This is a genomic window from Herbaspirillum sp. FG34 (assembly GCF_057809315.1).
On record NZ_JBMDJS010000015.1, the window covers coordinates 1 to 18,237 of the forward strand.

Here is an 18,237-nt window from a genome sequence, read left to right on the forward strand (position 1 = left end):
GGGGCGAACTATAGCAATGCCCTCCACACCACGCAAGCACTTTTTGAAAAATAATTGAAAATAATTTAGCAGGCAGGTCCTGGAACACGGGGCTACCCCCTGCTCACAGTGCTTGGTGGTGATTGCCCGGCCTACGGTCCGCCTGTATTAGATGCGTGGCGCGGCGACATTAACGCCGCCTTCCCACGCCTGCGTGCCGTTCCACCTTACGACGCCGCCGGTATCGGTCGACGACGCGCTCAAGGCAACCGTCGAGGCCTATCGACGAACTTGAGCCTCATTCACGAGGGGGGCCAACAATGCCAGGCTACGCGCGGTCGCCCCCTGGTGACGTTGAGCAAAGGCGACAGCGGCGTCCGCCACTCGGGTCATGCGCTCCTCATCGGTCACCAGGGCGGTCCACTGACGCAACAAGGTGGCCGCATTCTCAATGCGCAAGGCCGCGCCGGCGTCGATGGCGTCCTCGGTGATGCGCTGGAAATTGAAGGTATGCACACCAATGAGGACCGGCCTGCCCAGTGACAGCGCCTCGATCAGGTTCTGTCCACCCAGCGGGAGGAGACTGCCGCCGATGAAGGCCACATCACACAAGGCGTAATAGGCGAACATTTCACCCATCGAGTCTCCCAGCACGACATCAACCTGACTCCAATCGTTGTGCTGCTCCAGCTCGGCGCGCCGACGCAGCCGCAAGCCATGCGCCAGAATCATTCCGGCCACCTCATCAAAGCGCTGAGGATGGCGCGGAACGATCACCGTCAGCCAGTCGGTCTGCCCCAGCTTGGCGAGCGCATCCAGAATCAAGGCTTCCTCGCCCTCACGGGTACTGGCGCACAGCAATATCTTGCGCCCGCCGAGCGCCCGCTTCCATGCCAACCCGCGCTCGACCATCTCGACCGGAGGCTGGACATCAAACTTGAGACTGCCGGTCACTTCCACATGGCCTGCACCAAAGGCACGCAAACGTTCGGCATCGGCGGCTGACTGGGCGGCGACCCTGTCGATGGCCTCGGCCGCCGGACGCAGCAACGCGGCAAAGCGCAATCCTCGCCGCAGCGAACGTTCCGACAGGCGGGCATTGGCCAGCATCACCGGCACGTGATGGCGGCGACACTGTTCGATCAGATTGGGCCAGACCTCGGTTTCCATCAGCACGCACACGACCGGACGGAAGTGGCGCAGGAAACGCGCGCACATCCACCCCGTGTCGTAGGGCAGGAAACTCTGCACCACGCGCGCCCCGTGCTTGCCATAGAGCTGAGCCCCCGTGGCGCGGCCGGTGGCCGTCATGCAGGTCAGCAGAATGGAGTGCTGCGGATAGCGCTGCAGCAGGGCATCGATGAGCGGTTCGGCGGCACGGGTCTCCCCGACCGAGACCGCGTGTACCCAGATGAACCGAGCCTGCGGATCAGACAGGCGCGCATCGTGCGAATAAAAACCCAGGCGTTGCGCCACATGCGCCCGGTAACCGGGCTCCTTGCGGCCGCGCCGCCACAGGCGCAGCAGCACCAGAGGCAGCACCAGCCACCAGACGAGGGAATACAGCAGCCGCATCTCAGACCAGAGGATGGCCGACCAGGCGCGTCAGGATGGCCAGCGGACTGGATTGCGGGTCGTATTGCTGTCCCGGTGCCAGGTGCAGGGTCTGCTCCATCATGTACTGGCCCGACATGACCGCGTGCGAGGCCTGGTCCGAGAAACAGATCCAGACTGAGCCCGCGGCAAAGGGCATGGTGACCTGCTGGGCGTCCTGCTGGTACTGCATGTCGCTCTTCATGCCATCATGCAGTTGCAGCATGAGGTGATCGTATTGGCTACGCAAGGACTTGGTCACGTGCAGCGCCTTGAGCACACTGGCCTGCCAGCGCACGTAAGGCTTGGCGCGTGGCAGAAAGCGCCGGGCCACCGTCTCGAAGGGCTCGCCCACGCGCCAGACGCGCGGCACGCCATCGGGGTTCACATTGGTGAAGACGCGCAGGATACGTTCACCGTAATTGGGACGCGAGGGAAAGGCGTCCACGTGCATGCGGCGGTCATCGGCACGCCAGGACTGGGCGCGTGTCTCCACCTGCATCGGACGATAGCTGGTCGGTGCAATGCGCAAGGCATCACGGTACTTGGGCAGCAGCGTGTGCACCAGCGACAGCGCCTGCTCGCGGAAGCGCCCGATCATCGCCGCCAGCGCCAGCTGCTGCTCGGCTCCACCGGCAGCCCCCTTGATGTGCCCCCGCGCGTCAAGGCTGATGTTGCGCGACTTGGGGGCGCGCACGGCCGGATCCAGCAGCTTGCGCTCGGACTCCATGAGCTGGAAAGCCAACTGCGGGAAATACAGCACCTTCCCGGCTTCCAGTGCAGTGATCCAGTCCTCATTGGGATGCTCGACCTGCCATTCGGTCAGGCCAATCTCGATAATTTGCGATTCCATGGCGCGTATTATGCCCGCAAGCGCCCTACCCGTGTGGCCGACAGCTTGGCCCTGGCACGCCTGGAAGGCAGGCCAGATGCGGCTTGTCACGCAAAATTGATGCTTTGCGCGGAGCGTTTGATCTGTTTCAACACATGCCCAAGTGACTCCCAAGGGACGATAAAACTCAGGACAACAGCTCCAGCGCGGTGCGCAACACGTCTTCTTCACGTGGAGACGCCCCCAGATCACCCAGGTTGACGATAGCCGGGGACCAGTTGCCCTCGGTCTTCCAGCGCGGCGAGTCACAGTAGAGCTCGACTGTGGGCTTGCCGTAGGCGGCAGCGATATGAGTCAGTCCGGTATCGAGGCCGATCACCAGGCGCGCCTGCTGCACCAGGGCCACGGCTTGCATCATCGGCAGTGCCGGCAACACGATCGCGCCGGGGATACCTGCGGCCAGCTGGCGGGCGGCCTCCTGCTCCCGGGCATTGCCCCAGGGCAGCAGAACCGGCAAGCCGCGCCCGGCCAGGGCCTGCCCCAGCGCGATCCAACGGTCCTGCGGCCATTGCTTGGCGGCACGGGCGGTACCATGCAGGAACACGACATATGGCTGCTCCGGCATCCAGGCCCATCGCGCCGGGTCCGGCGGCTGCAGGGCAAAGTCGGGCGGCCCCTCCAGCCGATAGCCCAGCGCGCCCGCCGCCACCAGCCTGGCACGCGTGACGGCATGGGTACGCAGGCCGACCGGGATGCTCTGGTCGTGGAAGATTCGGGAGAGAGCTTCATATCCAGAACCTTCGGTCGCATTGGCCAGGCCGATCCGACGGCCCTTGGGGGCCAGGCGGGCCATACGCATCACCACACTGGTTTTGAGCAGGCCTTGGGTATCGAAGACGACGTCATAGCGCTCGGCCTGCAGTTGCCGCCGGAAGGCCCCGATCTCGGCGCGAGTCGCTGTCGAGAAGAGGGTCTTGCGCCAGCGACGCAGGGCGATGGGGATGATCTGGTGCACATGGCGGTTGAGGCCGACCAGGCTGGTGTAGCCTTCTTCGACGACCCAATCGATCTGGGCACCGGGGAAATGACGATGGATGTCCGCCACCATCGGCATGTTGTGGACGACATCTCCCAGCGAGGAGACACGGACGATAAGAATTTTCAAGGCTGACCCACGTTGGCGTGACTTTAATGGTGGGCCAGCATCTTACCTCATCGGCTGGTCAGAACGGCAGCGTCACATCGGGACGGGCGGCCAGGATGACCTTGCGGAATTCTCCCTGGATGCGCTCCAGAGCCTCCGGCGTCTCGGCCTCGAAGCGCAGCACCACCACCGGCGTGGTGTTGGATGAACGGGCCAGACCAAAGCCGTCCGGGTATTCCACGCGCAGACCATCGATGGTGATGATGTCCTGGGCGCCATCGAACCTGGCATCGCTTTGCAGCTTGCCGATGAGGGCAAAGTTCTCGCCTTCCTGCAGCTTCAGTTGCAGTTCCGGGGTGCTGACCGATTGCGGCAGGGCATTGAGCACGGCCGAGGGGTCGCTCTGGCGGGCCATCAGTTCCAGCATGCGCACGCCCGCATAGAGGCCGTCGTCGAAGCCGAACCAGCGATCCTTGAAGAAGATATGGCCGCTCATCTCGCCGCCCAGCGGGGCCCCGGTTTCACGCAGCTTGGCCTTGACCAGGGAGTGGCCGGTCTTCCACATCAGCGGCTGGCCGCCGCGCGCGGTGATCCAGGGGGCGAGGTGGCGGGTGCACTTGACGTCGTAGAGGATTTCCTTGCCCGGGTTGCGGGTCAGCACGTCTTCAGCGAAGAGCATCAGCTGGCGGTCCGGATAGATGATCTGGCCGTCCTTGGTCACCAGGCCCAGGCGATCGCCGTCGCCATCGAAGGCCAGGCCGAGTTCGTTGTCGGTTTCCTGCAGGCAGCGGATCAGATCCTGCAGGTTTTCCGGATGGGCCGGATCGGGGTGGTGGTTGGGGAAGTTGCCATCGACTTCGCAGAACAGTTCGGTGACATCACACCCCAGGGCGCGGTAGATTTCGCCGGCGAAGGCACCGGCCACGCCGTTGCCGCAGTCGACGGCGATCTTCAGCGGACGGGCCAGCTTCACATCCGAAATCATGCGGGCAATGTAGGTCGCCTTGATGTCGTGCGTGCTGTAGCTGCCGGCGCCCTGCGGGAATTCGCCCTTGACGATGGCGTGGTACAGGGCCTGGATGGTCTCGCCGTGGATGGCCTCACCAGCCAGCACCATCTTGAAACCGTTGTAGTCCGGCGGATTGTGGCTGCCGGTAACCATGATGCCCGACTGCGTATCCAGCACGTGGGTACCGAAATAGACCATGGGGGTCGCGACCATGCCCAGATCGATCACGTCCACGCCGACTGCCTGCAGACCCTTGGCCAGCGCGGCCGAGAGCGAGGGGCCGGAGAGACGACCGTCACGACCGATCACGACTTTCTTCTGGCCCCGGGCCAGGGCGGCTGCACCGAAGGCCTGGCCGATCTGGAAGGCGACCTGGTCATCCAGGGTTTTGTCGATGATGCCGCGGATGTCGTAGGCTTTGAAGATGGTGTTGGAAAGGAGGGTCATTGATGAGATCAATACGTCAGGAGTACATGAAGGAAGATGAAAACAAGTCAGGCAGGAAGGCTGGCGCTGCTCTCGCTCGATTGCAACTCGGCGTTGTTGATCCAATCCACGATCTCCCCAGCCGGCTCATATCCCGTCACCAGTGTTGCCAACAGACTGCGGATCGCATCGACATCATTGGCTTCCAGCAACGTCATGAGTTGCGCGAGATGGACCTTCAACTCCGGCCATCGCAGGTGCTCCTCGTGCGCGCGCAAGATACGGGGATGCGCGGTGCGTTTGGCATTCTCTCCGATGAGAAGTTCTTCGTAAAGCTTTTCCCCCGGCCTCAGGCCGGTCACCTGAATTTCGATATCACCCTGCGGATAGTGCTCGTCACGGACCGTCAACCCGGACAGTTGCACCATCCGGTAGGCCAGATCGATGATCTTGATCGGCTCGCCCATTTCCAGCAAGAAGACGTCGCCGCCTTCGGCCATGGCAGCGGCCTGGATGACCAGTTGCGCCGCCTCGGGAATAGTCATGAAGTACCGCGTGACCTCACGGTCTGTCAGCGTGATCGGGCCGCCTGCGCTGATCTGCTGCCTGAACAGAGGTACCACCGACCCTGAGGAGTCCAGCACGTTGCCGAAACGCACCATGGAAAAGCGCGTCTGAACCTGGCAAGTTTCCTCCTGGCTGTCGTCCAGGCTGAGGCATACGGCAGGGTTGCTGGCCAACGCCTGCAGGATCATCTCGGCCACACGCTTGGTCGCACCCATGATATTGGTCGGACGCACCGCCTTGTCGGTGCTCACCAGCACGAAGTCCTGCACACCCCATACGATGGCTGCACGCGCCACATTGTAGGTACCCAGAACGTTGTTGCGAATACCCTCGGCGGGATTATGCTCCACCAGCGGCACGTGCTTGTAGGCGGCGGCATGATAGATGGTGCGTGGTCGCCAGGTACGGCAGATCTGTTCGATGCGATCGTAGTCCTTGATGCTGCCAAGCAAGGGAATCAACTGGATGTCAGCCCCGAGATTCACGACCTCCTTGTGCAGTTCCTGATGAATGCTGTACAGACTGAATTCGTTGTGATCCAGCAGCAGCAGATGACTGGGCTGAGCCGCGATGATCTGGCGGCAAAGTTCGCTTCCGATGCTCCCCCCGGCACCAGTGACAAGGACAACCTTCTCGCTGATGTTTCGGCTGATGAGGGCCAGATTGGGCGCGACCGGCTCACGGCCAAGCAGATCGATGATATCGAGTTCATGGATATCCGCTACCTTGATACGCCCCTTGGCAAGATCGGAAAGATCCGGCAATGAGCTCACATGCACGTGGAATTTGCGCAACTGCTCGATGATCTCGTTACGCCGCGCACGTGACGCCGACGGCACGGCAAGCAGCACATCCGTCACGGCGAACAAGCCAATGACGCGCTCGACCTCGGAGGCCGGGTAGACCTTGAGACTGTTGATCAGCTTTCCGGCCATTTCCGGCTGATCATCCAGGAAACCGATGACCTGGAACTGCCGACGTCGATGCAGCACGTCTGCAATCTGCGCGCCGGCAGAACCGGCGCCGTAGATGAGCATGCGCGAGGGCCGCTGCCCATTGAACTCACCGTCAGCCTGACTGAGCCACAAGCGGGCGAAGGCGCGGGTCCCGCCCACCATCGAAAACATCAGCAAAGGTTGCAGGATGCCTACCGACCGCGGCACCCCAGGCAAACCCATCCAAACCAGGAACGTGAAATAGGCTGCACCGTAGACGGCCACTGCCTTGGCAATGGAGACCATGGCCGCGATCCCGGTGTAGCGGAATACCGCGCGATACAACCCGAAGCGCAGGAAGATAGGCAACGAGAACAATGGCGCAACCTGATAGGCGTGCCATTGATAACCTTCAGGAAAATGCAAGGTATCCAGACGCAGTGAAAAAGCGATCCAGGTCGAAAGGATACAAATGAAAATATCTACCGCGATGGCGATACCTTGCTTGGTAGTACGAGGCAGATGAATGATTTTTTGTCGCATGAGCCGGCTTAGTGAGATACGCCACTGCGGCTGATTACCTTGCGCGCAGTCTCCCAAATGATATAAAGATCGAAGCGGAAGCTCTGTCTGGACAGATACTCCACGTCGTACTGGACCTTCACATCAATTGGCAACTCGTCCCGCCCATTGATCTGGGCCCAGCCCGTCAGCCCCGGAGTGAGCTCGGAAACGCCCGCGGCGGTGCGCATCCGGATCAGATCATCCTGATTGAACAAGGCAGGGCGCGGCCCGACAAAGCTCATTTCTCCCCGCAGAATGCACCATAGTTGCGGCAGCTCATCCAGGCTGGTCTTGCGCAGAAAGCCGCCAATCGGAGTGAGGTGAGATGCCGGATCCGCGAGCAGGTGGGTCGCCACCGCCGGTGTATTGACGCGCATCGTGCGGAATTTGGGCATGCGAAAAATCTTGTTGTTGCGACCCACGCGATCAGACCAATAAATGGCGGGACCGGGGGATGTCATGATGACCAACAGATAGACAACAATGCAAGGAACAAGGAGCAGAACAGCAGCAACAACAGCAGCAACAACATCAAAAGATCGCTTCATGATTCCGTTCTCGTTAAAAACTTATTGTCGTGTAGCCGTGGCGGATATGCAAAAAGGAACAGGAAGCAAGATGTCCAACATATATCCAATATTGCATCGAAGCAAGCGATCGCTCATTGGGAAGACCCGTATGATACAATATAATGTTTAGCCAGCCTTCCCGGCAAATGAGTATTTGTGTGATGACTCAACGCGACTCCGTCGCACTTGTGCGCCGCGGAAATTATAAGCCGAGAGGTCGTACGGCGCGAATCGTGGCGGCCGGCGCCGTCATCAGGACGCTGGCGCTCATGCGAGCCGGCATTTGCGAAAAATTACAGCAGACCGGGCGGCGCGATATGTATTTCCAGCGTATCGCAGCCGAGAATGTCGGGGGTAGATAATCTGCAAGAAAAGGCAAAGTGGCTGAAGGCATCAGATGAGCCCAACAGCCAGCATCGAACTCTAGTGCAACTGAATTGATCCGGGTCTGGACGCGAACGATTTGACTGCGTCCTCTTCCATCCAACGTTATGAGCACTTCTGCTATGACAGCCAGCAAAAAGATTTACGTAGCCGGGCACCGGGGCATGGTCGGCTCCGCCATCATTCGCCAGCTGCTTGCCGCCGGGCAAGCCAACATCGTCGTCCGCACCCATGCGGAACTGGACCTGACCAACCAGCAGGCCGTCAAGGATTTCTTCGATCAGCAACGTCCCGACGAGGTCTACCTCGCTGCGGCCAAGGTGGGCGGCATCTACGCCAACAATACATTTCCGGCTGAGTTCATTCACCAGAATCTCATGATCCAGGCCAATGTCATCGATTCGGCCTTCCGTGCCGGGGTCAAGAAGCTGCTGTTCCTCGGATCCAGCTGCATCTACCCCAAACTGGCGGCGCAGCCGATCAAGGAAGAAGCGTTGCTGACCGGCCAGCTGGAGCCAACCAACGAGCCCTATGCCATTGCCAAGATTGCCGGCATCAAGCTCTGCGAAAGCTACAACCGCCAGTACGGTGCCTCGCATCAGATCGACTACCGCAGCGTCATGCCGACCAACCTTTATGGCGAGGGGGACAATTATCATCCGGAGAATTCGCACGTGATCCCGGCCCTGATCCGTCGCTTCCATGAGGCCAAGCTGAACGACAGCCCGGAGGTGGTAGTGTGGGGCAGCGGGACACCGATGCGCGAATTCCTCTATGTTGATGACATGGCCGCGGCCTGCGTGCACGTCATGCAGCTTTCGGCGGAGCAATACCAGCGTCACACCAGCCCCATGCTCAGTCATATCAATGTGGGCTATGGAAGCGATGTCAGCATTCGTGAACTGGCAACACTGGTCGCGCAGACCGTGGGTTACACCGGCGAACTGAGGTTCGATGCCAGCAAGCCTGATGGCACGCCTCGCAAGCTGATGGACAGTTCCCGCCTCAGTTCACTGGGCTGGAACGCCAAGATCGATCTGCGGCAAGGACTCAACATTACCTATCGTGAATTTCTGAAAGTCTATTCGGCATGACAACCTCTTCCCAATCGATGCGCAAAGTTGCCCTGATCACGGGCGTCACAGGTCAGGATGGCTCGTACCTTGCAGAGTTCTTGCTTGAAAAGGGCTACATCGTCCATGGCATCAAGCGTCGCGCAAGTCTGTTCAACACGCAGCGCATCGATCACATTTATCAGGATCCGCATATTGAAAACAGCAATTTCAAATTGCACTATGGAGACCTGAGCGACACCAGCAATCTGATTCGCATCATCCAGGAAACGCAACCGGACGAGATCTACAATCTGGGAGCGCAAAGTCACGTGGCGGTCAGCTTCGAAAGCCCGGAATATACCGCCGATGTCGATGCCATTGGCACCTTGCGCATACTGGAGGCCATCCGCATCCTGGGTCTCGAGAAAAAAACCCGCTTTTATCAGGCCAGCACAAGTGAGCTCTATGGTCTGGTGCAGGAAACGCCACAACGCGAGACCACGCCATTCTATCCGCGCAGTCCCTATGCCGTGGCCAAGATGTACGCCTACTGGATCACGGTCAACTATCGCGAAGCCTATGGAATCTATGCCTGCAACGGCATTCTGTTCAACCACGAGAGCCCTCGTCGCGGCGAAACCTTCGTCACCCGCAAGATAACCCGTGGCTTGGCCAACATCAGCCAGGGTCTGGAAGAATGCCTGTACATGGGCAACATCGATGCTCTGCGCGACTGGGGCCATGCACGTGACTATGTGCGCATGCAGTGGCTCATGCTGCAGCAGGAGCAGCCGGAAGACTTCGTCATTGCGACCGGTGTGCAGATCAGTGTACGCGCGTTTATCGAGAAGACCGCCGCCGCGCTGGGCATGCAGCTGACCTGGAAAGGCCAGGGTGTCGATGAAGTCGGCTACTGGCATGATAGAGCGATTGTACGGATCGACCCGCGTTATTTCCGCCCGACGGAAGTCGAGACCCTGCTGGGAGACCCCACCAAGGCCAAGGAAAAGCTCGGATGGACGCCTGAAATCACCGTCGACCAGATGGTCGAGGAAATGGTGGCTTACGACCTCTCGCAAGCCAAACAACACGCGCTGCTCAAGCAGCACGGCTTCGAAATAACTGTCAGCACGGAATGAGATGAAAGCAGTCATCTTGGCCGGCGGGCTCGGCACGCGCATCTCGGAAGAGACCGATATCAAACCCAAGCCAATGGTAGAGGTAGGCGGCATGCCGATTCTTTGGCACATCATGAAGATCTATTCCCACTTCGGCGTGAATGACTTCATCATCTGCTGCGGCTACCGGGGTTACGTGATCAAGGAGTATTTCGCCAATTACTTCCTGCATATGTCGGATGTGACGCTGGATTTAAGCCAGAACAGCATGGAAGTGCTGCACCGCTATGCCGAGCCCTGGCGCATTACCTTGCTCAACACCGGCATCGACACGATGACCGGTGGACGCCTCAAACGCGCTGCGCCCTACCTGCAGGACGAGGAAGCCTTCTTCTTTACCTATGGCGATGGTGTGGGCAACGTCGACATAGCGCAGTTGCTGGCTTTCCATCGTGCACAGAATACGCTGGCGACACTGACAGCGACCTACCCCCCGGGACGCTTCGGCGCACTGGATCTTGCCGAAAACAAGGTCCGCAGTTTCAAGGAAAAGCCCAAGGGGGATGGCGGCATGATCAATGGCGGCTTCTTCGTGCTCTCGCCAAAGGTAATTGACCTGATCGAGGGAGACAGTACTGTCTGGGAAGCCGAACCGCTGGAAGCCCTGTCGACACAGGGCGAGCTGTCCGCATTCCGTCATGAGGGCTTCTGGCAGCCCATGGACACCCTGCGGGACAAGAATTTCCTTGAGAGCTTGTGGCGCAGTGGCAATGCCCCCTGGAAGGTATGGTCATGAACCGCCAATTCTGGGCCGGCCGCAGGGTGTTCCTGACCGGCCATACGGGCTTCAAGGGAAGCTGGCTAAGCCTGATGTTGCAGGAAGCAGAGGCCGAAGTGACCGGCTTTGCATTGCCGCCTCCGACCCAGCCCAGCTTGTTTGAAGAGGCGTCGGTCGCCACTGGCATGCGTTCGATCATCGGTGACATACGGGATCTGGCAAGCCTGCAGGACGCCATGCAGCAGTCGCGTCCGGAAATCGTGCTGCATTTGGCTGCGCAGCCCCTGGTCGGCTATTCGTACAGCAATCCCGTAGAAACCTACGCAACCAATGTCATGGGTACGGTGCATGTGCTGGAAGCAGTGCGGCAGTCAGGCGGCGTGCGTGCCGTGGTGAATGTCACTACTGACAAATGCTACGAGAACCGCGAGTGGTCCTGGCCATATCGGGAAAATGAACGTTTGGGCGGTCATGACCCGTACAGCAACAGCAAGGCGTGCTCGGAGCTTGTCAGCGCCTGCTTCCGCGATTCGTTCTTCAGCACGGAAACGTTCGACCGTCACGGCGTTGCCGTCGCCACGGCACGCGCGGGCAATGTCATCGGTGGCGGCGACTGGGCCGACAACCGGCTGATCCCGGATATCGTGGCTGCCTTCACGCGTGGCGAAGCTGCGGGCATCCGGTCACCGTCGTCGGTGCGCCCCTGGCAGCATGTCCTGGAGCCCATCACGGGCTATCTCCGCTTGGCCGAACTGCTGCATGAGCAAGGCCCTCGCTTCGCCCAGCCCTGGAACTTCGGCCCTCGCGCAGAAGATGCGCGTCCCGTATCGTGGATTGCGGAAAAAATGACGGCGCTCTGGGGCGAAGGTGCCAGCTGGGTCAATACAGCCTCCCAGCAACACCATGAGGCTGGGCAACTTCGTCTGGACAGTACCAACGCCATGCAGGCATTGAATTGGCAACCCCGACTGCGACTGGAAGACGCCTTGAAACTCACCGTAGAGTGGGCTAGACAACGTATGCAGGGCGCCGATGTCCGTGCGCTCACCTTGGACCAGATCCGCCATTACGGATCGCTTACCCACGCAGATTAAGTCATGCAACAAGCCAAAACTCTACTGATCCGCCAGCAGATCGCTGCTCTGGTCGACGAATACGCAGCCCTGGCGCTGGCACCCAAGTCATTTGAACCCGGGGTAACGGCGATTCCTCCATCCGGCAAGCTGATCGACGGCGCCGAGCTCAAGATGATGGTCGAGGCATCTCTGGATGGATGGCTGACGACCGGCCGCTTCAACGACCAGTTTGAAGCGGCGTTGGCGAAGTTCATCGGTGTCGACTACCTCATTACCGTCAATTCAGGCTCGTCGGCCAATCTGGTCGCTTTCTCGACGCTGACCTCTCCCAAACTTGGCGCCCGCGCCATCACACAGGGCGACGAGGTTATCGGCGTGGCTGCCGGCTTCCCCACCACGGTCAACCCGATCCTGCAATTTGGTGCGGTCCCGGTGTTCGTCGATGTGGAACTGGGAACATACAACATCGATGCCTCGAAGATCGAGGCCGCCATCACACCGCGTACCAAGGCCATCATGCTGGCGCATACGCTGGGTAATCCCTACAACCTGTCGGTGATCACTGCGTTGTGCAAGAAATACAAGCTGTGGCTGATCGAGGATTGCTGCGATGCGCTCGGGTCGACCTATGACGGCAAGATGGTGGGGACCTTTGGCGATATAGGTACGCTCAGTTTCTATCCCGCGCACCACATCACGATGGGTGAAGGCGGTGCCGTCTTTACCAACAATCCCGAGCTCAAGCAGATCGCCGAAAGTTTCCGTGACTGGGGACGGGATTGCTACTGCCCCCCGGGCAAGGACAATACCTGCGGCAAGCGCTTCTGCTGGAAAATGGGCCGTCTGCCCGAAGGCTACGACCACAAGTACACCTACAGTCATCTGGGGTACAACCTCAAGATCACCGATATGCAGGCTGCCTGCGGTCTAGCACAGTTGGCCAAGGCGCCTCTCTTCATCCAAAAGCGCAAGGCAAACTTCGCCCATCTGAAACAGCGCCTGCAAAGCTGCGCCGAGTTCCTGATTCTTCCGGAGGCGACCGAGAACAGTCAGCCCTCGTGGTTCGGATTTCCGATCACCTTGCGCGAAAATGCGCCGGTAAGCCGCGTGGACCTGCTGACCTACCTGGACCAGCAAAAAGTAGGAACCCGACTGCTGTTTGCCGGCAACCTGACACGCCAGCCCTACATGGAGGGCCGCCAGTATCGTGTCAGCGGCGAACTCACCAATACCGACATCGTGATGAACAATACCTTCTGGATCGGCGTTCAACCTGCGCTGGACCAGGCGATGCTGGACTATGCGGCGGACAGGATCGAGCAGTTCCTGGGCGTCAATTTCTGAAATATGGAAACAACCGTGAGCCCGAGTACCGCCACCTTCAACGCCTCTCAATTGAGGCGCACCGTGCTGGAGATGGCCTACGCGGGCTCTACCGTGCATATTGCCTGCGCGTTCTCGATCATTGAACTGCTGGCTGTGCTGTACCGTTCGCACCTGCGCTATCCCGATAACGATCCGGAGCACGCGGCACGTGACTTCCTGATTCTCAGCAAGGGACATGGTGTCATGGCGCAATACGCCTGCATGCTGGAAAGGCAGTGGCTGTCGCGTCATGATATCGAAAACTATTTCTCCGACGGATCGCTTCTCAAGGGATTGTCCGACTCACGCGTACCGGGCCTCGAAGTAACTTCCGGATCCTTGGGTCATGGCTTCTCCGTAGGCGTCGGACTTGCTCTGGCCGCCAAGCTGGACCAAACCGGTCAACGTACCTTTGTCTTGCTGGGTGACGGCGAACTCAACGAAGGCACGATCTGGGAAGCGGCCATGTTTGCGGCACATCACCAGCTCAAGGACTTGACCGTGCTCATCGACGCCAACGGTTTCCAGGCCATGGGCAAGACCGAGGAAGTCATTGACCTCGGATCGATCGAAAGCAAATTCATCAGCTTCGGGTTCGAAACCATGTCGGTCGACGGACACGACGAAGCACAGATCCACGCCCGCCTGGAAGCACTGAGGAACAGCACTTCCAGAGCGCCCAAGGCCCTGGTGGCCCGCACGGTCAAGGGGCGCGGCGTAAGCTTCATGGAACATGACAATCGCTGGCATTACACACGCCTGGATGCGGAAAGCTATGCCCGGGCGATCCAGCAGTTATCCGAAGGAAAAGCATGAGAGCTGCGTTCAGCGAAGCCCTGCTTGCATTGGCCAAGGCCGATCCCCGCGTACTTCTGCTGACGGGAGATCACGGGTATGCCCTGTTTGACAGCTTCCGTCGCGAATGTCCCGACCAGTACATCAACGCCGGGATCGCGGAGCAAAACATGGTGGGCATGGCAGCGGGGCTCGCCAAAGCAGGATTTCGTCCTTTTGTCTATGGCTTGAGCGCCTTCGTCCCGGTACGCGTACTGGAACAGATCAAGATCGATGTGGCGCACGACAAGCTCCCGGTCGTCTTCCTCGGGGATGGCGCTGGCTTCGTGTACAGCCATCTTGGCACGAGTCACCAGTCCACCGAGGACATCGCCTGCACCCGCGCCATTCCCAACCTGGCCATTTACTCCCCTGCCGACCGCTTCGAAATGAAGCTTTGCATGCAGATGGCCTATGCTGCGAGCGGACCTGTCTATCTGCGCATGGGCAAGAGCGACCGCGGCGACGTCCACGACGCTCCCTTGTCAGACACCCACGCGGGCCGATGGCTTCCGCTCAAACAGGGCCACGCCGCAGCACCCGTGCTTGTAGCCACTGGATCCATGGTGGTCACGGCCCTGCGGCTGACACAGGAGGTCTTTCCGCAGTTCTCTGTCTGGAGCGCCCCTTGCCTCAAGCCGGCTCCAGCAGAGCAGATTGCCGCCCTGTGCAGGAACAGTACCTGTGTCGTCACGCTGGAAGAGCATTCGGTCATCGGAGGACTGGGGTCACTGGTCAGTGAAATCGCCTGTGCCATGGCGCCGACCCGCGTAGTGCGCATAGGCGTGGAGGATCGTTTTTCCGAACACTGCGGCACGCACGCCTACCTGCTCAAGGAACACGGCATTGACGACGATTCCGTGCGCCATCGCCTTGAAGCATTGCTTCAAGGAGCCTGATCATGCGCATCGCTTTTCTAGGCGCATCCAGCCAGATTGCGCGCGATCTGGCGCCCTTGTTTGCAGCAACGTCCGGCGTGCAACTGGAGCGTTTCCTGCGCGACCTCGATACCGATGAAGCCTGGCGGCAGAAAACCGGACCGCATACGGTACCTGCTGCCCGCAGTCTCAGCGAATGGACGCAACGCCCCGCGTTCGATGTAGTCCTCAATTTCATCGGTGCCGGCAGTCCGGCACGCGCCGCAGCGTTGGGGGCAAACATCCTGGATCTGACGACACGATACGATGACATGGTGCTGGCCTACCTGCATCAGCATCCCGGTTGTCGCTACGTGTTTCTGAGCAGCGGCGCGGCCTATGGCTCCGACTTCGAACTTCCGGCTCGACACGCCACCGTCGCCAGCTTCCCGATCAACGCACTGGACCAGCGCCATTGGTACGGACTGGCCAAGTTCCAGACCGAATGCCGACACCGTGCCAGACCGGACCTGGGCATCTGCGACATCAGGGTGTTCAGTTACGTCAGTCCCAGCCTGGACATGAACAGCCGCTTCCTGCTGGCTGACATCGTCCGTGCGCTGGCTCAGGGGCATCTCCTGGAAACCTCAAGCCAGGATATCTATCGAGATTACATCAGCCCTGCAGATCTCTTTGCGCTGATTTGCAGTGTGCTCCAGCATCCCGCCTGCAATATCGCCGTCGATGCCTACAGCCTCGCCCCCGTGGGCAAGATGCAGTTACTGGATCATCTGAGCAAGCGTTTCCAACTGCGCTATCGCTTGGTCGACCAGCCTGCGGGCATCAATGCAACGGGCATCAAACCCCATTATTTTTCAGAAAACCGGAAAGCCGCCGAGTTCGGATATCTGCCCCGGCTCGATTCGCTCTCAGCAGTCACCAACACTGTTGATCAACTCCTTTCCCAGACCTGATGTACAGATGAATACTCCTCATACCGACAACCGCTGGACTACCGTCATCGATGCCAACGCGAATCGTTCCATATCGCGCATGCGCGAGCTTTGGAAGGCGCGTGATCTGATCTATCTCTTCGTACGCCGCGATTTCGTGACGTTCTACAAGCAGACCATACTGGGTCCGCTGTGGTTCTTCATCCAGCCGCTGATGACGACCCTGGTCTTCACGGTGATTTTCGGACGCATTGCCAATATTCCGACCGATGGGATCCCGCCATTCCTGTTCTACATGTCAGGCATCATCCTGTGGACCTATCTGTCCTCCTGCATCGAAAAGACCTCGACGATCTTCGTGGAGCAACAGGCCGTCTTCTCCAAGGTCTACTTTCCGCGGCTGTCCGTTCCGGTGTCCATTGTCATCAGCAAGGTGTTTTCCTTCGGCATCCAGTTCGTCACCTTTCTCGGATTCCTCGCCTATTACGCCGCCACAGGCGCTACCATCCATTTCCATTGGTGGGCGATTCTGGCCGTACCATTGCTGCTGGCCTACGTGGCGACACTGGCGATCTCGATCGGTCTGACGGTATCGGCCCTGACCACCAAATACCGTGACCTGGCCTTCATGGTCACTTTCGGTGTACAGCTTTGGATGTATGCGACTCCGATTGTGTATCCGATGTCGCAGGCCCCTGAGCGACTCAAATGGGCGCTGGCATTGAACCCCATGTCGGCGCCGATTGAAATCTTCCGCTTCGCATTCCTCGGCAACGGCCAGATCTTCATTCCGGCCATCGTGGCCGGTCTGGTCATTACCAGCCTGCTTGCCGTCACCGGTGCCAAGCTGTTCAGCAATGCAGAAAAGACGTTCGTCGACACGATCTAAACCAAGGCAATACGTATGACCGACAAATCACAGATCGCTATCGAGATTGATCGCATTTCCAAGGAATATCGCTTGGGCACTATTGGTCACGGCACGCTGTACCGCGACTTGCAAAGCTGGTGGGCAAAGCTTCGTGGCCGACCAGATCCGAATGCCCTGGTCTTTGAAGAAGCCGCTTCAGGAAAACGGAATCTGAATCAACGTTTCAAGGCACTCGACGAAATTTCGCTCACCATCAACAAAGGCGACATCATCGGTGTGATCGGTCGCAATGGCGCGGGAAAATCCACGCTGCTCAAGCTGCTCTCCCGCATCAGTGCGCCAAGCAGCGGCGAGATCCGCATCAATGGGCGAATTGCCAGTTTGCTGGAGGTCGGCACCGGTTTCCACGCCGAATTGACAGGCAGAGAAAATGTCTACCTGAATGGGACCATCCTCGGGATGACCAAGGAAGAAATCGACGGAAAATTTGACGAAATCGTCGCCTTTTCCGAGCTTGAGAAGTTCATTGATACACCAGTGAAGCGCTACTCTTCCGGCATGACGGTTCGGCTCGCCTTTTCGATCGCCGCCCATCTTGAACCGGAGATCCTGATCGTCGATGAAGTCCTGGCCGTAGGCGACACATCCTTCCGCAAGAAGTGCATCGGCAAGATGCAGGGCATCTCCCGCGACCATTCCCGGACCATTCTCTTCGTCAGCCATGATATGGGCGCCATCCGCAATCTCTGTACACGCGGCGTGGTCCTGGAGAAGGGACGCGTGATCTATGACGGGGACGTTGAGACAGCGGTCAAGACCTACAGCGATATCAACAAGGATGATGAACGCAAGGACGGCATCTTCGAATTTGACAATGGCAACAGCAAGTATCCGGTGCGCATTGCCAAAGCGACGCTCTACAACGGCAAAGGCGAGGTCACCTCGCGTATCGAATCCATGGATCGCGTCGTACTGAGCGTCGATCTGGAGGGAGAGCCGCCGCAGGGAGGATTCAATCTGGAGTGGCGCCTCTTTTCCTATCGTGGCGAAGCCCTTGCCTATGGCTCCAGCTATGCGTTGGATGCCAAGGTCTATGCAGTCGACGACCGTCAGATTCACTGCCGGATAGAAAGCTTGCCACTGGCCGCAGGCGAATATCACATGACCCTGATGTTGCGGGTGTGGGGACAGGAGGCATGGGATTACATCGAGCGTGCGGTGATCTTCGAAGTCCTCCCGCAACCTCATGCAGAAACGGGATTTGAATATGTACTGGAAAGCGCGGGCCCCTTCCGCATCTCGCAGCATTGGTATTGACGCAATCTGAA

General features: G+C 59.2%; 16 protein-coding genes. 10 read left to right on the top strand and 6 right to left on the bottom strand.

Going from position 1 to position 18,237, the window contains the following annotated elements; genetic code table 11:
* Positions 1-258: 258 nt before the first annotated feature.
* From waaA to ACODSZ_RS17640, 6 genes are all read right to left on the bottom strand, one after another.
* On the bottom strand, positions 259-1,554 hold the full coding sequence (gene waaA, locus ACODSZ_RS17615) for a lipid IV(A) 3-deoxy-D-manno-octulosonic acid transferase (RefSeq protein WP_488928152.1): 1,296 nt from the start codon (positions 1,552-1,554) through the stop codon (positions 259-261).
* 1 nt (position 1,555) lies between these two features.
* Positions 1,556-2,425, bottom strand: coding sequence for a Kdo hydroxylase KdoO (gene kdoO / locus ACODSZ_RS17620; RefSeq protein WP_175342829.1), 870 nt, complete (start codon positions 2,423-2,425; stop codon positions 1,556-1,558).
* 166 nt (positions 2,426-2,591) lie between these two features.
* The gene (gene waaC, locus ACODSZ_RS17625) at positions 2,592-3,569 is read right to left on the bottom strand and encodes a lipopolysaccharide heptosyltransferase I (RefSeq protein ID WP_488928153.1); all 978 of its coding nucleotides are present in this window, start codon (positions 3,567-3,569) and stop codon (positions 2,592-2,594) included.
* 58 nt (positions 3,570-3,627) lie between these two features.
* Positions 3,628-5,004 carry a phosphomannomutase/phosphoglucomutase gene (locus ACODSZ_RS17630; RefSeq protein ID WP_488928154.1) on the bottom strand — a complete coding sequence of 459 codons (1,377 nt, stop codon included), beginning with the start codon at positions 5,002-5,004 and terminating at the stop codon, positions 3,628-3,630.
* Positions 5,005-5,051: 47 nt separating this feature from the next.
* Positions 5,052-7,028: a polysaccharide biosynthesis protein gene (locus ACODSZ_RS17635; RefSeq protein ID WP_488928155.1), complete on the bottom strand. Its 1,977-nt coding sequence runs from the start codon at positions 7,026-7,028 to the stop codon at positions 5,052-5,054.
* A gap of 8 nt (positions 7,029-7,036) precedes the next feature.
* A complete protein-coding gene (locus ACODSZ_RS17640; protein ID WP_488928156.1) occupies positions 7,037-7,597 on the bottom strand; it encodes a sugar transferase in 561 nt (186 codons plus the stop codon).
* A gap of 527 nt (positions 7,598-8,124) precedes the next feature.
* Here ACODSZ_RS17640 and fcl point away from each other — a divergent pair.
* Genes fcl through ACODSZ_RS17690 form a run of 10 tightly spaced genes read left to right on the top strand, consistent with a single transcriptional unit; the run spans position 8,125 to position 18,226 of the window.
* The gene (gene fcl / locus ACODSZ_RS17645) at positions 8,125-9,096 is read left to right on the top strand and encodes a GDP-L-fucose synthase (RefSeq protein WP_241821364.1); all 972 of its coding nucleotides are present in this window, start codon (positions 8,125-8,127) and stop codon (positions 9,094-9,096) included.
* A complete protein-coding gene (gene gmd, locus ACODSZ_RS17650) occupies positions 9,093-10,196 on the top strand; it encodes a GDP-mannose 4,6-dehydratase (protein WP_488928157.1) in 1,104 nt (367 codons plus the stop codon). The genes fcl and gmd overlap by 4 nt, the downstream gene beginning before the upstream one ends.
* Position 10,197: 1 nt before the next feature.
* Positions 10,198-10,971 (top strand): glucose-1-phosphate cytidylyltransferase, encoded by a 774-nt coding sequence (rfbF, locus tag ACODSZ_RS17655; protein WP_241821366.1) that lies wholly within the window; start codon positions 10,198-10,200, stop codon positions 10,969-10,971.
* On the top strand, positions 10,968-12,047 hold the full coding sequence (rfbG, locus tag ACODSZ_RS17660; protein ID WP_488928158.1) for a CDP-glucose 4,6-dehydratase: 1,080 nt from the start codon (positions 10,968-10,970) through the stop codon (positions 12,045-12,047). Before rfbF ends, rfbG begins: the two co-directional genes overlap by 4 nt.
* Before the next feature lie 3 nt (positions 12,048-12,050).
* Positions 12,051-13,373 (top strand): lipopolysaccharide biosynthesis protein RfbH, encoded by a 1,323-nt coding sequence (gene rfbH, locus ACODSZ_RS17665; RefSeq protein WP_488928159.1) that lies wholly within the window; start codon positions 12,051-12,053, stop codon positions 13,371-13,373.
* 15 nt (positions 13,374-13,388) lie between these two features.
* A complete protein-coding gene (locus tag ACODSZ_RS17670; protein ID WP_241821369.1) occupies positions 13,389-14,210 on the top strand; it encodes a transketolase in 822 nt (273 codons plus the stop codon).
* Positions 14,207-15,127, top strand: coding sequence for a transketolase family protein (locus ACODSZ_RS17675; protein ID WP_488928160.1), 921 nt, complete (start codon positions 14,207-14,209; stop codon positions 15,125-15,127). The genes ACODSZ_RS17670 and ACODSZ_RS17675 overlap by 4 nt, the downstream gene beginning before the upstream one ends.
* A gap of 2 nt (positions 15,128-15,129) precedes the next feature.
* Complete coding sequence (locus ACODSZ_RS17680; protein WP_488928161.1) at positions 15,130-16,059, top strand: NAD-dependent epimerase/dehydratase family protein; 930 nt, start codon at positions 15,130-15,132, stop codon at positions 16,057-16,059.
* A gap of 7 nt (positions 16,060-16,066) precedes the next feature.
* The gene (locus tag ACODSZ_RS17685) at positions 16,067-16,927 is read left to right on the top strand and encodes an ABC transporter permease (RefSeq protein ID WP_241821372.1); all 861 of its coding nucleotides are present in this window, start codon (positions 16,067-16,069) and stop codon (positions 16,925-16,927) included.
* 15 nt (positions 16,928-16,942) lie between these two features.
* A complete protein-coding gene (locus tag ACODSZ_RS17690; RefSeq protein WP_488928162.1) occupies positions 16,943-18,226 on the top strand; it encodes an ABC transporter ATP-binding protein in 1,284 nt (427 codons plus the stop codon).
* Positions 18,227-18,237: the final 11 nt, after the last annotated feature.

Excerpts from the sequence above, each read along its gene's own strand:
- rfbF (WP_241821366.1), top strand. The coding sequence starts at position 10,198 with ATGAAAGCAGTCATCTTGGCCGGCGGGCTCGGCACGCGCATCTCGGAA.
- ACODSZ_RS17680 (WP_488928161.1), top strand. The coding sequence starts at position 15,130 with ATGCGCATCGCTTTTCTAGGCGCATCCAGCCAGATTGCGCGCGATCTG.
- rfbG (WP_488928158.1), top strand. The coding sequence starts at position 10,968 with ATGAACCGCCAATTCTGGGCCGGCCGCAGGGTGTTCCTGACCGGCCAT.
- ACODSZ_RS17685 (WP_241821372.1), top strand. The coding sequence starts at position 16,067 with ATGAATACTCCTCATACCGACAACCGCTGGACTACCGTCATCGATGCC.
- ACODSZ_RS17675 (WP_488928160.1), top strand. The coding sequence starts at position 14,207 with ATGAGAGCTGCGTTCAGCGAAGCCCTGCTTGCATTGGCCAAGGCCGAT.
- waaA (WP_488928152.1), bottom strand. The coding sequence starts at position 1,554 with ATGCGGCTGCTGTATTCCCTCGTCTGGTGGCTGGTGCTGCCTCTGGTG.
- fcl (WP_241821364.1), top strand. The coding sequence starts at position 8,125 with ATGACAGCCAGCAAAAAGATTTACGTAGCCGGGCACCGGGGCATGGTC.
- rfbH (WP_488928159.1), top strand. The coding sequence starts at position 12,051 with ATGCAACAAGCCAAAACTCTACTGATCCGCCAGCAGATCGCTGCTCTG.
- gmd (WP_488928157.1), top strand. The coding sequence starts at position 9,093 with ATGACAACCTCTTCCCAATCGATGCGCAAAGTTGCCCTGATCACGGGC.
- ACODSZ_RS17640 (WP_488928156.1), bottom strand. The coding sequence starts at position 7,597 with ATGAAGCGATCTTTTGATGTTGTTGCTGCTGTTGTTGCTGCTGTTCTG.
- ACODSZ_RS17690 (WP_488928162.1), top strand. The coding sequence starts at position 16,943 with ATGACCGACAAATCACAGATCGCTATCGAGATTGATCGCATTTCCAAG.
- ACODSZ_RS17635 (WP_488928155.1), bottom strand. The coding sequence starts at position 7,028 with ATGCGACAAAAAATCATTCATCTGCCTCGTACTACCAAGCAAGGTATC.
- ACODSZ_RS17630 (WP_488928154.1), bottom strand. The coding sequence starts at position 5,004 with ATGACCCTCCTTTCCAACACCATCTTCAAAGCCTACGACATCCGCGGC.
- kdoO (WP_175342829.1), bottom strand. The coding sequence starts at position 2,425 with ATGGAATCGCAAATTATCGAGATTGGCCTGACCGAATGGCAGGTCGAG.